This window comes from Streptomyces sp. NPDC050564 (genome assembly GCF_044457265.1).
Classification (GTDB): Bacteria; Actinomycetota; Actinomycetes; order Streptomycetales; family Streptomycetaceae; genus Streptomyces.
In genome coordinates, this window is record NZ_JBITGS010000001.1 from 31,698 (window position 1) to 45,536 (window position 13,839).

Sequence of the window (13,839 nt, forward strand, 5' to 3'; positions counted from 1 at the left end):
GCATTCACTCCGGAGCCGTATGCGCAGGTTTGAATCCTGCCGGGGGTATGCGCTGATCAAGGCGAATGCCAGCATGAAAGACCCAGGCGCCAGATCGGCCCGCCCTGGCTGACGACCTATACGAATTGTCTCCGAACAGCAGGGCAGGTCCCACGATGCACCGGCCGCTGCATCAGGTGGGGCACACCGGGCTGGGCGTCTGGCCTGCGAGGTATAGTCCGCGTTCTTCCGGTGTGAGGTCTCGGCCAACGGCCTGACAGATCTTTTTGATCGCTGTGGCCTGGTCAGGTAGCTCCACGTCCCACAACCGCGTCGTGGCATCCTCGCCGACGGTGGTCAGGGTGCGCCCGTCCCTGAACGCCACCCAGGACGCAGGATCATCGTGGCCAGTGAGGGTGGTGCGGATGTGGCCGGTTGAGGTGTCCCACAACCGCACCGTGCCATCCGAACTGCCGATGGCTACGGTGCGCACGTCCGGGCTGAACGCCACCGTGGTCGCGGTGTCTTTATGGCCGGTGAGGGTGGTGCGGATGTGGCCGGTTGAGGTGTCCCACAACCGCACCGTGTTGGTCGAGCTGATGGTGGCCAGGATGCGCCCGTCGGGGCTGAACGACACCGCGGACGCGAGATCATCATAGCCAGTGAAGGTGGTGCGGGTGCGGCCGGTTGAGGTGTCCCACAACCGCACCGTGCCGTCCTCACTGCTGGCGGCCAGGATTCGCCCGTCCAGGCTCAACGCCACGCCGTACACCATGCCTTTGAGGCCGGTGAGGGTGGCCCGGATGCGGCCGGTTGAGGTGTCCCACAACCGCACCCTGGAGAAGTCACTGGTGACCAGGGTGCGCCCGTCCGGACTCAACGCCACCGACATCTCGCTGGTGAGGGTGATGCGGGTGGTGCGGGTGCGGCCGGTTGAGGTGTCCCACAACCGCACCGTGCCGTCCTCAGTCCTGGCGGCCAGGGTGCGCCCGTCCGGGCTGAACACCACGTCGTTCACGAGGTCGGTGAGGGTGGTACGGATGCGGCCGGTTGAGGTGTCCCACAACCGCATCCTTCCGTCCTCACTGCCGATGGCTAGGGTCCGCCCGTCCGGGCTCAAGACCAGCGAGGACTCGGATTCGATGCGGCCGGTGAGGGTGGTGCGACTGCGGCCGGTTGAGGTGTTCCACAACCGCACCGTGCCGTCCTCGCTGCTGGCGGCCAGGGTGCGCCCGTCCTGACTGAATACCACCGAGGTCACCACTCCGGTGTGGCCGGTGAGGGTGGTGCGGGTGCGGCCGGTTGAGGTGTCCCACAACCGCACCGTGCCGTCCTCACTGCTGGCAGCCAGGTTGCGCCCGTCCGGGCTGAAAACCACGTCGTGCACGAGGCCGGAGGGGTCGGTGAGGGTGGTGCGAAGGCGACCGGTTGAGGTGTCTGACAACCGCACCGTGCCGTCGTCACCGCTGGAGGCCAAGGTGTGCCCGTCCCGACTGAATGCCACCGAGATCACTCCTCCGGTGAGCGTGGTGCGGGTGGTGCGGGTGCGGCCGGTTGAGGTGTCCCACAACCGCACCGTGCCGTCGTCACCGCTGGAGGCCAAGGTGTGCCCGTCCGGGCTGAACGCCGCCCAGGACCCGAAGCCGGTGAGAATGGTGCGGAGGCGGCCGGTTGAGGTGTCCCACAACCGCACCTGGTCGGTGCCGTCCTCACTGGAGGCCAGGGTGTGCCCGTCCGGGCTGAACGCCCCCCACCCGAGGTCGGTGAGGCCGGTGAGGGTGGTGCGGAGGCGGCCGGTTGAGGTGTCCCACAACCGCACCGTGCCACCCTCGCTGCCGATGGCTACGGTGCGCCCGTCCGGGCTCAAGACCAGCGGGGCCTCGGGGTCCATGTGGCCGGTGAGGGTGGTGCGGAAGCGGCCGGTTGAGGTGTCCCACAACCGCACCGTGCCACCCTTGCTGACGGTGACCAGGGTGGGCCCGTTTCTGAACGCCACCGACTCCACGGGGCCATCATGGGCGGTGAGGCGGCGTTGTAGGGGGAGGCCTGCTGCCGCAAGGAGGCTGTTGGTGGCTTCGGTCGTGGGGCTGGTGCGGTAGGCCTGGATGGCGAGCAGGGAGGCCAGGTCCGGGTCGGTGTCGATGAGTGCGTCGGACTGGGCGGCGAGTTGCCGGGACAGTGCCTGCTGCTGGGCGGTGACGGCGGTTTGGCGTTGCCAGAAGGCCAGTCCCGCGGCGACTACGGCCAGGACGAGTAGCCCGGCCAGGAAGGTGTTGACGCGTCGGGTGCGCCGAAGGGCGGCTTGCTGGTTGCGGTGGCTGGCGGTGACGAACGCGGCGGTGCTGCTGGGCAGCCCGCGCTGCCGGGACCAGTCCAGGCCCTCGGCCAGGTCGGTCCCATGGAGCAGGTCTGCGGGGTCGTGGCGGTCGATCCAGCGGGCCCGCTGGTCCTCGGCGCGGTGCAGCCAGGCGTGGAAGCGGTGGTCCTGGTCGACCCAGTCGCGTAGTTCGGCCCAGTCGCGGGTGAGGGTGTCGTGGATGAGTTCGGCGACCAGGTCACTGGGTGGAGGGCCGGGGTCGCGGGCGGCGGTGGTGATGATGCGGTGGCGGGTGAGGGTGGCCAAGACCGCGTCGGTCATCTCCTGGGCGGGCGCGTCATCTGCTGCGGTGTCGGCTGCGAGGTCACGCAGGACCTCGAGGGGAACTTGCTGACGGGTGGCGGGGATGTGGTGGGTTTCGTCGGCGGGCCGTACCAGGGCTGTGAGGATCCGCCGGGCGGTGGCGTGATGGCTCTCGGGCAGCTGGTCAATGGCAGCGTTGCACCACGCGGCAAGGTTGCCGGTGATCTGGCCGATGCGCTCGTAGGCGGTATGGGTCAGGCGTCCGTCCACGCGGCGCTCCCACAGCCGGTTCAGGGCAAGTTCCAGCGGCGCGAGCAGGGTGACCGGGGCTCTTCGTGCAGGGGCACCGTGAGGGTCAGCGGCCAGGACATCGGCGATGATGCGCTCGCTCAGGCCGTCCTCGAAAGTGGCGCCGGCCTGGTGGGCGGGGCGGGTGACGATGGCGTGCAGGTCCTGCCGGCTCAGCGTGGCGGGCACGTTGACCAGGCCAGGGGCGGCAACCTCCAGCAGCGCTGGGGCCCGGGCGGCCAGCTGCGGGTAGAAGTCGTCCCGCATGACCAGGACCACGCTGACCGCCGCACTTGAACCGATCAATGCCGTGATCTGCTCCAGCACATCCAGGGATGTACCAGGTGGGGCGTCGTTCGCTTCTGGCCGCGCGGCTGCTGCCGAGGGGGCGAGCGGGGTGAAGACCTCCTCGAACTGGTCGATGACCAGCACGATCCGTTCGCAGCCGGGTTCGGCCTCCAGACGGTGCCGCACCGCGGCCACGAGTGGGTCGGCATCGGCGCCGGGAAGACCATGGCGGGCCAGTTCGGCCGCCAGATCTGGCCCGGGGCGCGGGACGAGCACGGGCAGCCACCGGTCGCTGCCGGGCAGCCGGCCGTCCTGGAGGGCGGGCAGCACGCCCGCCAGGACCAGCGAGGACTTGCCCGACCCGGAGGGGCCGAGCAGCAGCAGGACCCGCCGGTTCTCGGCCAGAGCCGACAGCACCGTCTCCACCGCGGTGTCACGGCCGTGGAAGAAGGCCGTGTGCTCGGCTGTGAAGGGCTCCAGGCCCCGGTAGGGGCGCACCTCACGCTCCATCAGAGCGGGCCAGACCTCCCGCAGGACCTGGGCGGGTGTGGCGTAGGCGATGCCCTGGCCTCGCAGGTGCCCATCGGGTGCGGTGATCGCGGTGAGCATGCCGATCACCAGGCCGGTCACCTCATCGACGACGGGGCCGCCGCTGAACCCCTGGGTCAGGTCGTTGGCTCCGGTCAACTGCAGCAGCCCGCCCCCACCCTCCACATCGGTGGGGGGCAGTAGGTCACCCGCCGTCCCGTAGCCGAAGTGCCCACCGGGCGGGGCCTGGGCGGGAAACCCGAAGGAGCGCACCCGATGCCCGCGGCACCCGGCCGCCGACCCCACCGGCAAGGGCTCCACCGTCGCCGGTACGTCGCTCAGCCGGATGATGGCCACGTCGTCGGCATCCGAGGCCCGCCACTGCCCGATCAGCACCTGCCCCTCAGCCTGCGGAGCCCCTTCCGCGCGAGGGAAGACCAGCTGCACCCTCTCGCCGGGACCATGGCCGCTGGCACGCACCACGTGCGCGCAGGTGACCACCACGTCCTCACCGATCAGGAACCCCGCCCCGGCCACGCCGCCTTCGGCAGACAGGATCTGGACAACCGCCGCCTGGATTCTGAGCCCGGGCCCGCCGCCGGGGGCCGAAGCAACAGCGTTCGTCGATGTCACCGAGGCCCCCGGGGGTCAGGGAGCGTCTGCGCCGGAGGCGCCGTGCCATGTCACGGTCACCCTCAGGTGACAGCCGGCCTCGCTCTTGGCGATCACCGCGCCGGCCTGAGCCGCCATGTCGACCCCGAACTCGATTTCGACCTCGTCCGGGCCAACCTTGCGCAGCTGTTCCAGCGCGGCCCGGGCCATGGCGGTGACCGGACTGAGCGCCTCCTGCAGAGTCTGCGGCAGCTCGTGGATCGCCTCGCTGACCCGTCCGGCCTTCACCGGCCCATCGGATATCTCCGGGGCCTCAAACAGGATCGAACCCCCACCCTCCAGCGGAAGACGCGCAAGACTACGCATCGGCCCCTCCCCCTCAGAATCAGGCCGTACCCGAGCGTCCAAGGCCCGTGCCGTCAAAGTAGCGGACCAGGCCATCCACGTCCTGTCATTGGACGACTACGGACTTGGCTGCGGGCGGGCAGGCCGTCGAAGGCCAGCGCACGTCGCGCCTGGTCATCCACGTCGGACTCGGCGGCCGACAGGGTCTCGTAATGTGCTTGGCTCACACCCCGGACCGGTTTAGAGGCCCGGGAGCGGCCACGCACGATATGCGATAGAGAGCCCGCACCGCAGCGCCGTCGTACCGCGTACCCGCAGTTCAGGAGCGCTTTGGCAGATCATCCCGGCATGCCCTCCGGAGCCGCGTGCGCAGGTCGATTCCTGCCAGGGTCTCGAACTCACGGCGACAGCCTTCGACTGCCCAGCGCTCAGCGCTGAATGCCTCCCCGGAGAGGCCACGTCAGTGCACAACGCGTGCACACTCGCGCGGGAACTCACGGGAACTCGCAGGTAGAAGCGGGCAGTGCCCGAAACGGAAAAGGGCCCCCACCAGGCCATAAGCCCAGGCCGGAGCCCGGCTGGCAGACGAGTCGGGCTATACGCCGGGTTCTGTCGCCCGGTCGCCTCGCGGCGGCCGGGGAGACGGCCATCCATCTAGGACCGGCGTTGCCGCCGGCCTCGTGCGGTCTACCCGCGGACTCGGGCGGGCAGCCCTCGAACGTCCGCGCAGAGCCACCTTTTACAGCGGCTCCTCTTGACCTTGCTCCGGGTGGGGTTTACCTAGCCGCCTGAGTCACCTCAGGCGCTGGTGGTCTCTTACACCACCGTTTCACCCTTACCGAGGGCCGAAGCCCCCGGCGGTTTGCTTTCTGTGGCACTGTCCCGCGGGTTACCCCGGGTGGCCGTTAGCCACCACCCTGCCCTGTGGAGCCCGGACGTTCCTCGGGAAGGTCCACAAGGACCTCCACGCGGCCGTCCGCCCGGCTCGTCTGCCGTGTCGACCATGGTACCGGGCGTGCGGCCCGCCTCGGTCCCGCCGTCGCCAGGACCGAGCCCGCCAGGATCAGGGCGAAGGCCACGGCTATCCCCGCCGTGAGGTGTTCGTCCAGGAACAGCGCGCCCGCCGCCACCGCGACCGCCGGGTTGACGTACGTGATCACCGTCGCCCTCGTCGGGCCCGCCTCCTTGATCAGTTCCAGGAAGGCCACGAAGGCGACCGCCGTGCAGATGACACCAAGGCCGGCGAGCGCGGCCAGGACCTGCCCGGACGGGACCGCATCCGGCCGCGTGGCCGCCGCCGCAGGGGCGTACACCAGCGCCGCCAGGGCCAGGCACGGGGCCGTGAGGTGGAGTGACGGTACATCCTTGAGGTGGCGGGCGGCTATCACCGGTGCCGTTGCGTAGCCGACGACCGTCAGGAGGACCTCGGCCAGTGAGCGGGCGTCGCCGCCGGTCAGGTGGGGGACCGTGAGGACCGCGACGCCGGAGAGGCCCAGGGCCAGGCCTGCCATGCGGCGGGCGCCGAGCCGTTCCGTGTCGCCGAAGAGGCGGGCGGCGGCCACGCCGACGATCGGTACGCCCGCGATGAGCAGGCCCGCGGTGGAGCTGGAGAGGTGGCGCTCGGCGTCCGTCAGGGTCCACCAGGGGACCATGATCTCGATGCACGCGAAGGCCAGCATGGGGCGCCAGTGGGTTCGTACGGTCCGGGTCAGGCCGCCTTGGCGTATCGCGAAGGGGAGCAGCAGCGCGGCTCCTACCGCGCAGCGCGTGAACACCACCATCGACGGGGACACACCGTCCACCGCCACCTTGATCATCAGGTAGGGGATGCCCCAGACCACTCCCATCAGGGAGAACAGAAACCAGCCACGTGCAGTCATGCGGGCAGTTTCGGCCGCGTCGGCGGCCGGAGTCTTGAACGCTGTTGCGCTACGCCGGCGGTGACACGCTCGCGCGATACGCCGCCGGGGTCACCCCCAGCACCCGCCGGAACCAGCGGGTGAGGTGCGCCTGGTCCGCGAAGCCCACGAGCGAGGCCACCTCGGCGGGGCGGAGGCCGGACTCCAGCAGCCCCCGGGCCCGGTTCACCCGGTGCTGGGCCAGCCAGGCGTACGGCGGTATCCCCATCGTCGTACGGAAGGCGCGCAGGAGTTGGTAGCGGGACAGGCCCAGGTCGGTGGCGAGGGAGGTGAGGGAGGGGGGTGCCTGGAGTTCGTCGGCCAGGCGGTCGCGTACGGCGTGGGCTATGTGGGCCGCTCCGGGGACCGTGTCGCAGGCCGGGCGGGCCGTGGAGTGGCGCCGGGCCAGGGCCGTGAACAGCCACGGGAGGCGGGACTCGGCCTCCAACGGGTCGGGGCAGACGCTCAGTTCGGTGTGCGCGGTGCGCAGGGCGGCGGCCAGCTCGGGGTCGTCGAGGAGGGGTTCGCGGAAGTGCGGGAGGCCGCCCAGGGTGCCCTCGGTGAGCAGGGAGGGCTCGGCGTAAAGGGCCCGGTAGGCGAAGCCGTCGGAGGCGGCCGGGCCGCCGGTGTGCATCTCGCCGGGGGCCAGGACCACGATCGATCCGGGGCCGGTGTGGATGCGGCCGCCGCGGTAGTCGATGATCTCGGAGCCGCCGACGCAGACGCCGATGGTGAACTCGTCGTGGGCGTGCGGCGCGTAGCGGAACGTGTCGAAGCGTGCGGTCAGCAGGTCGAGGGGCCGGCCGTCACGGCCGAGGGTGGCCCGCGTCCAACGGGCCTCTTCGCGTACGGTCCCGCTCACGGTCGCCTCCCTCCCCCGGTTCCTGCTTGGTGCGCTCGCGCCTCGCCCGGGGCTCAGTGGCCTTGGGCAGTGCGCCTACGGGTGCAACGCCCGCGTTCCCCGTTTCCATGCCGCGTCGAGATCCGCGTCGTCCGGAAATCGGCCGTGGATCTCCAGGATCACCATGCCGTGGGCGAACGCCCAGGTCGCGCGGGCCAGGTCCAGATCGCCTCCGCAGGCCCGCATCAGCGGTGCGGCGGCCCGGTCCTCCAGGCCCGCCGGGAGGGACGCGCGCGGCAGGGGGCGCTCGGTGGCCAGGCAGTAGAGGTGGGGATGGGCGAGGGCGTACGTGCGGTACGCCTCGGCCAGCGCGGGGAGCGAGCCGGGCTCGCGCGCCTCGGCGGCCTCCATGGCCTCGGCGGACTCGGCGAGCATCTGCGCGATCACCTCGACCTCCACCGCCTGCTTGTCGGGGAAGTGCTTGTAGAGGGACGGGGCCTTGATGCCGAGGTGCTCGGCGAGGGCCCGCATGGTGAGCGCGGCGGGGCCCGACTCTTCTAGGAGGGTCCGGGCGGCCGTCACGATCTCCTGGGATCGTGCGGAGCGTGCAGATCGTGCGGTCGGTCGTTCAGCCACGCTGGAAGCCCTCCTTCGTCCGCAGTCCGTATCCGAAGGCGCGATCGTACGAGATGTGGGCGAGCCAGCCGCACAGGGCCGCGAAGGCGGGGGCCCAGGTCACCGGGGCCGCCAGCGTGTAGAGCGCCACGAGGGCGAGCGGGACCAGGGCCCGGTGCAGCGCGTTGTAGTACGGCACCGCGCGGGGCGGGAGCTGCCCCTTCGCCATGCGGGGCGCGTCGTCGAGGGCGACCAGGAAGGTCAGGTCCGGGAGGACGAAGAACACGAGCGCGAGCGTGCCCGCGAGCCAGCCGTGGTTCACGGCTTCGAGGACGGCGAACGCGGACCAGAACAGGGCGCCGGCGAGCCAGGCGATGCGGCGGAGCGTGGGGAAGACGGGGCGAGAGGGGGTGACGGTGTGGGTGCTCATGGCTGTCTCCTTGGACCGCAGGCGTCCGGCTAACGCCGTTAGCCACGACGGTATGGCTAACAGCGTTAGCCGTCAAGGATCGAGACGGACTGAAGAGCTGCTCGCGACTGGACGGGTGAGGACTCAGTCGGCTCGCACTGGGCGGGTGGACTCAGCCGTCGCCCACAACCGGGCGGGTGAGAACTCAGCCACCGAGAGCGGGCGAGACGGCTCGCTCCAGCGCGTTGAACGCGGCGCCCAGTCGTGCCGCGTGGTCCCCGGCGACATCGTCCGCGCGCTCCCCCGCGAGCAGGCGCCGCGCCGAGGTGACGTAGACCGAGCGGTACGCGGCGACGATCAGGGCGGCAACGAGGTGCGGGTCACGGAACTCGGCCGTCTCCCGCAGGGCGTCCGCGAGTGCGTGCTCGACCCCCTCGACGCCTTCACGGGCCCGCGCCCGCAGCGCCGACGAGTCGATCACGACCTGCCAGAAGGCCGGAAAGTCGTCGTCGACCCCGGACAACGGATGCCTCTGGTCGAGGAGTTCGAGTGCCAGGCGGCGCAGCGAGGCGAGCGGGGTCTCGCCAGGCCCACGCCGCCGTACGGCCGCGGTGAACATCTCGACGGTTTCGGGGATGCGGTCGAGGACGAGGTCTTCCTTGCGCGGGAAGTAGTTGAACACGGTCATGGCCGAGACGTCCGCGGCTCGGGCGATCTCCGCGACGGTCACATGGTCGAAGCCGCGCTCGACGAACAGCTGCGTGGCGAGGTCCGAGATCCGCTGCCGCGTCGCCCGCTTCTTGCGCTCCCGCAGGGGAAGTTCAGCACTTTCATCCACCGACGCCTTCTCCATCATGGGAAAACTATAGCGGACATAAAATTTTAGTGACTACACTAAAGTCATGAACGCAAACGTGGACACAGACCTGGACACATCCATGAGCAGCGTCATCGACATCGACTACGACGTGGTGGTGGCCGGCGCCGGGCCCGTCGGGTTATTGCTGGCCTGCGAGCTTCAGCTCGGCGGGGCCCGGGTGCTCGTCGTCGAGCGGCTGCCCGAAGTGGACGAGACGATCAAGGCGGCGGCCATCAACATGCCCAGTGCCGTGGCGCTCGACCGGCGGGGGATGCTGCCCGCCCTGGCCGAGGTGCAGGAGCGGGCGCTGAGCGGTTTCCGGGGGTTCCTCAAGGCGCGCGGCGGCGGTGAAGCGACGCCTCCGCCGCCCAAGTTCGCCGGGCACTTCGCCGGGATCATGCTGAAAGCCGGTCTGTTCGACGAGTCGGACCCGGCCTTCGCGAACATCGGCCCCGCCGGTGAAGTCGGCCTCGTCCCGCAGGCGGCCCTGGAACGGCTGCTCACGGAGCGCGCGGACGGGCTGGGCGTGGAGCTGCGCAGGAACGTGGAGTTGACCGGGTTCGAGGCGGGCCCCGACGGGGTGACCGTGCACACCTTGCGTACGGACGGGTCCGCGCCGCAGGACATTCGCGCGGGCTGGCTCGTGGGCTGCGACGGCGGCCGCAGCGCGGTCCGCAAGCTCGCCGGGTTCGCGTTCCCCGGCACTGCGCCGGAGATCACCGGCTATCAGGCGATCGTCGAGATGACCGGCTCCGAAGGGCTGAAGGACGGCTGGAACACGACGGACGTCGGGACGTACGTCCACGGCCCGATGCCCGGCCGCGTCCTGACCGTCGAGTTCGACGGGCCGCCGGCCGACCGCGAGACGCCCGTGACCGCCGAGGAGCTGCAGGCGAGCCTGCGCCATGTCTCCGGGGTGGACGTCACGGTGACCAAGGTGCACTCCGTGACCCGCTTCACCGACAACTGCCGTCAGGCGACCAGCTATCGCGCGGGCCGGGTGCTCCTCGCGGGCGACGCCGCGCATGTGCACTCGCCGTTCGGCGGGCAGGGACTGAACCTGGGCATCGGGGACGCTATGAACCTCGGCTGGAAACTCGCCGCGGAGGTGCGCGGGTGGGCGCCGCAGGGATTGCTGGACTCGTACACGGCGGAGCGGCATCCGATCGGCGCGTGGGTGCTCGACTGGACGCGGGCCCAGATCGCGCTGATGCGCCCGGAGTCGCACTCCCGCGCCCTGCGCGAGGTGGTCACGGACCTGGCGGAGACGGTCACCGGCACCACGTATCTCGTCAAGAAGATCTCCGGCGTCTGGCAGCGGTACGACCTTCCCGGCGGCCACCCTCTGACCGGCCGCAGCGCACCCGACCTCGAACTCTCCGACGGCCGCCGCCTCGCCGACCTCCTCCACGGTGGCCGAGCACTGCTCCTGGACCTCTGCGACGACCCGAAACTCCGGGCCCGCACCGAGGGGTACGGCGACCGGCTGGACGTCGTCACCGCCGCCTGCCCCGGCCGACCGGGGCTTGCGGGGCTGCTCGTACGGCCGGACGGAATCACGGCGTGGGCGGCGGACGACACGGACGGCACGGTCACCGAGCACACCGGGGACTCGCAGGACGCACTCGTCGACGCGCTGGCCCGGTGGTGCGGAACGCCGGAGGTGTGACCCTGGCCGACATCGCGGCCGTCCGCCGCAAACTGCGCACCACCCACGAACCGGCTGAGGGCGAACTGCGCCTGGCCCTCGGCGCCCAGACCGCCGTCACCCTCGAACTCACCGCCCCAGTACGGCATGTCACCTTCCTGGGACGAGAACGTGGGACGGGAGCGGCCCGTACGTCTCGAGCGCCTGCACGCGGACGATCCCAACGAGCTCGCTTCCGCTCTCACGCGGGCGCGAACAGCACCTTCGCCGCTCCCGGGTCCGCCTGGGTGAGCCGCACTCGCAACCGCTCCCCCAGCGGCAGCCGGGACGTGCCGCCCGCGATACGGGCGAAGACGGCCGGGGACTCCAACTGCACGGTCCCGACGGTGGGTTCGTGCTCCGCTACGTCGACCACGCAGCCCTCGAAGATGTCGCCCACGCGGTCCTTGAGCAGCGCGGCCTCCACGATGTCCACGCACTCGCGCTCGACGGTGCCCGCGCGACGGGCGCCGTCGGCCATCTGTCCGGGGAGGGCGTCGAGGGCCGCGAGGACCCACTCGGGGGGCGGCTGATGCGCGGCGGCCGCGAGGCACAGCTCCGAGGCGTAGCGGTCGGCGAGGCGGCGCAGGGGGGCCGTGCAGTGTGCGTAGGGCGCGGCCACGGCGGAGTGGGAGATGACCTGTGGGAGGGCGCCGTCCCGGAACACCGTGTAGCCCGCGCCGCGCAGCAGCGTCGTGCACTCCTGGAGGAAGGCCGCGTGGTGCGGCCAGTGCGGGTCGAGGGAGCGGATGAGCTCCGCGTACGAGACATGGTGCGGCCAGTCGATGCGGAGGGCCTTGGCCGTACGGCGCAGCCGGCCCACCGCGCCGTCCGGGGCGGCGGGCAGCGTACGCAGGATCCCCGTGCCGTGCGAGAGCATCAGCTCGGCCGCCGCCATCCCGGTGAGCAGGGAGAGCTGTGCGTTCCAGTGCTCGGTGGGGAGCGGGGCACGGTAGACGAGTTCGTACGTCCCGTCCTCGTCGACGATTTCCTGCTCGGGGACGTTCAGCGAGATGCCGCCGCGCTCGACCTCCAGTCGTTCACGGGCCTGGCCGATGTCCTTGAGGAGGGCCAGCGGCTCCTCCGCCGTCCCCTCCCCGATCTGCTTCTGCGCGTGCAGGTAGTCGAGCTTGGCGCGGCTGCGTACGAGGGCACGGCGTACGTCGGTCGCCTCCGTACGGCCGTCCGAGTCGAGGTCGATCGTCCACAGCACGGCCGGGCAGGTCCGGTCCGGGAGCAGGCTGGCGGTGCCTTCGGAGAGCTGGGCCGGGTGCAGCGGGACCTTCTCGTCCGGGAAGTAGAGGGTCGTGACGCGGCGGTGGGCCTCGGCGTCCAGGGCGCCGCCCGGTGCGACGAAGGCGGCGACGTCGGCGATGGCGTACCGGACGCGGTAGCCGCCCTTCTCGCGGCGCGCGAGGTGCATCGCCTGGTCGAGGTCGGTGGACGTCGGGGGGTCGATGGTGAAGAAAGGGATGTCCGTCGCGTCGTAGGAGGGCAGCCGGGGTGGCCGCGCGGCCTCGGCAAGGACGTCGGGCGGGAAGCTCTCGGACACCCCCAGCTCGGTCCGCAGCGCGCGGAGGGCGGCTCGCAGGGGAGCCTCCGGTGCACCGGTGACGCGTATGTGGCGGCGAGGCATAGGGCGAGCGTAGGACGGGCTCCTTGACCCGGCACCCCGAGTTCGCCCGGGAATCCGGGATCGACCCGCACCGCGAGTTCGCCCAGGGCCCCGAGTTCGCCCAGCACCCAGAGTGCGCCTGGCACCCGGAGGTCGCGGGGCACTCCGAATTCACCCGGCACCCCGAACGCTTAGGCTGGCGCCGGGCCACACCACCGTTAGGAGAACCACACCGTGCTCGTGCTGCTGCCGCCCTCCGAAGGCAAGGCGCCCTCCGGCCGGGGAACCGCGCTGAAGCTGGAGTCGCTGTCCCTGCCGGGCCTCACCGAGGCGCGGCAGGCGGTCCTCGACGAGCTGGTCGAGCTGTGCGCGGCCGACGAGGAGAAGGCCCGTGAGGTGCTCGGACTGAGCGAGGGCCTGCGCGGCGAGGTCGCGAAGAACGTGGACCTGCGGACGGCGGGCGCGCGTCCGGCCGGGGAGATCTACACGGGTGTCCTGTACGACTCCCTGGACCTGGCCTCCCTGGACACGGCGGCGAAGCGGCGGGCGGCGCGTTCGCTGCTCGTGTTCTCGGGGCTGTGGGGCGCGGTCCAGGTGACCGACCGGATCCCCTCGTACCGCTGCTCGATGGGGGTCAAGCTGCCCGGGCTCGGGGCGCTGGGCGCGCACTGGCGTACGCCGATGGCCACCGCACTGCCCGAGGCGGCCGACGGCGGGCTCGTGCTGGACCTGCGCTCCTCGGCGTACGCGTCGGCATGGAAGCCCAAGGGCGAGCTCGCGGGGCGGACGGCGACCGTGCGGGTGCTGCACTCCCAGATGGTGAACGGGGTCGAGAAGCGTTCCGTCGTCAGCCACTTCAACAAGGCGACCAAGGGCAAGATCGTACGCAGCCTGCTCAGCGCGGGCGCGGCACCGAAGGGCCCGGCGGAGCTGGTGGAGGCGCTGCGGGACCTCGGGTACGTGGTGGAGGTCGAGGCTCCCGGTAAGGCGGGCAGGCCGTGGGCGCTGGACGTGGTGGTCACGGAGATCCACTGACGTACTCCCCTTTGCGGGTCGCGCACGCGACGTCGCGGGGTGCGAGCGCGGCCCGGCCAGGGTTGCGGCCGGCTCCGCGAGGGCGACTCGACCGAAGTCGCGGCGCGCGCCGTGAGCGCGACTCGACCAAGGGCGACCAAGGTCGCGGTCCGCTCCGCGAGCGCCGCTCGATCAAGGTGTGGCGCTCCGCCGGCGCGGAGCCACCCGAGACCCATTGCAG

Annotated in this window: 9 protein-coding genes, 1 other RNA gene and 1 pseudogene; 2 read left to right on the forward strand and 9 right to left on the reverse strand. The window is 71.2% G+C overall.

Features of this window, described 5'->3' with window-relative positions; translation table 11 throughout:
• Nucleotides 1–172: 172 nt before the first annotated feature.
• The 8 genes and pseudogenes from ACIBK0_RS00125 to ACIBK0_RS00160 form a co-directional block, all read right to left on the reverse strand.
• Nucleotides 173–4,240 (reverse strand): trypsin-like peptidase domain-containing protein, encoded by a 4,068-nt coding sequence (locus ACIBK0_RS00125; RefSeq protein ID WP_399073918.1) that lies wholly within the window; start codon nucleotides 4,238–4,240, stop codon nucleotides 173–175.
• Between the two features lie 111 nt (nucleotides 4,241–4,351).
• A complete protein-coding gene (locus tag ACIBK0_RS00130; protein WP_399073920.1) occupies nucleotides 4,352–4,681 on the reverse strand; it encodes a CU044_2847 family protein in 330 nt (109 codons plus the stop codon).
• Between the two features lie 561 nt (nucleotides 4,682–5,242).
• Nucleotides 5,243–5,648: RNase P RNA component class A (gene rnpB, locus ACIBK0_RS00135), an RNA gene on the reverse strand.
• A 64-nt stretch (nucleotides 5,649–5,712) separates the two neighbouring features.
• A pseudogene (locus ACIBK0_RS00140) lies at nucleotides 5,713–6,540 on the reverse strand (DMT family transporter); the annotation flags it as partial.
• A gap of 49 nt (nucleotides 6,541–6,589) precedes the next feature.
• Nucleotides 6,590–7,420, reverse strand: coding sequence for an AraC family ligand binding domain-containing protein (locus ACIBK0_RS00145; RefSeq protein ID WP_399073922.1), 831 nt, complete (start codon nucleotides 7,418–7,420; stop codon nucleotides 6,590–6,592).
• 75 nt (nucleotides 7,421–7,495) lie between these two features.
• On the reverse strand, nucleotides 7,496–8,035 hold the full coding sequence (locus ACIBK0_RS00150) for a TetR/AcrR family transcriptional regulator (protein ID WP_399073924.1): 540 nt from the start codon (nucleotides 8,033–8,035) through the stop codon (nucleotides 7,496–7,498).
• Nucleotides 8,028–8,444, reverse strand: coding sequence for a DUF4260 family protein (locus tag ACIBK0_RS00155; RefSeq protein ID WP_399073926.1), 417 nt, complete (start codon nucleotides 8,442–8,444; stop codon nucleotides 8,028–8,030). The genes ACIBK0_RS00150 and ACIBK0_RS00155 overlap by 8 nt, the downstream gene beginning before the upstream one ends.
• 184 nt (nucleotides 8,445–8,628) lie before the next feature.
• A complete protein-coding gene (locus ACIBK0_RS00160; RefSeq protein ID WP_399075067.1) occupies nucleotides 8,629–9,276 on the reverse strand; it encodes a TetR/AcrR family transcriptional regulator in 648 nt (215 codons plus the stop codon).
• Between the two features lie 85 nt (nucleotides 9,277–9,361).
• Between ACIBK0_RS00160 and ACIBK0_RS00165 the strand changes: the two genes are divergently transcribed.
• The gene (locus ACIBK0_RS00165) at nucleotides 9,362–10,951 is read left to right on the forward strand and encodes an FAD-dependent monooxygenase (RefSeq protein WP_399075069.1); all 1,590 of its coding nucleotides are present in this window, start codon (nucleotides 9,362–9,364) and stop codon (nucleotides 10,949–10,951) included.
• Nucleotides 10,952–11,171: 220 nt separating this feature from the next.
• Here ACIBK0_RS00165 and ACIBK0_RS00170 read toward each other — a convergent pair whose 3' ends face one another.
• On the reverse strand, nucleotides 11,172–12,605 hold the full coding sequence (locus ACIBK0_RS00170; protein WP_399073928.1) for an RNB domain-containing ribonuclease: 1,434 nt from the start codon (nucleotides 12,603–12,605) through the stop codon (nucleotides 11,172–11,174).
• Nucleotides 12,606–12,818: 213 nt separating this feature from the next.
• On the opposite strand from ACIBK0_RS00170, the gene yaaA reads away from it, so the two are divergent.
• Entirely contained in the window at nucleotides 12,819–13,619 is an 801-nt protein-coding gene (gene yaaA, locus ACIBK0_RS00175) for a peroxide stress protein YaaA (RefSeq protein WP_399073930.1), read from the forward strand.
• The last annotated feature ends 220 nt before the right edge of the window (nucleotides 13,620–13,839 follow it).

Excerpts from the sequence above, each read along its gene's own strand:
- ACIBK0_RS00170 (WP_399073928.1), bottom strand. The coding sequence starts at position 12,605 with ATGCCTCGCCGCCACATACGCGTCACCGGTGCACCGGAGGCTCCCCTG.
- ACIBK0_RS00165 (WP_399075069.1), top strand. The coding sequence starts at position 9,362 with ATGAGCAGCGTCATCGACATCGACTACGACGTGGTGGTGGCCGGCGCC.
- ACIBK0_RS00130 (WP_399073920.1), bottom strand. The coding sequence starts at position 4,681 with ATGCGTAGTCTTGCGCGTCTTCCGCTGGAGGGTGGGGGTTCGATCCTG.
- ACIBK0_RS00160 (WP_399075067.1), bottom strand. The coding sequence starts at position 9,276 with ATGGAGAAGGCGTCGGTGGATGAAAGTGCTGAACTTCCCCTGCGGGAG.
- ACIBK0_RS00155 (WP_399073926.1), bottom strand. The coding sequence starts at position 8,444 with ATGAGCACCCACACCGTCACCCCCTCTCGCCCCGTCTTCCCCACGCTC.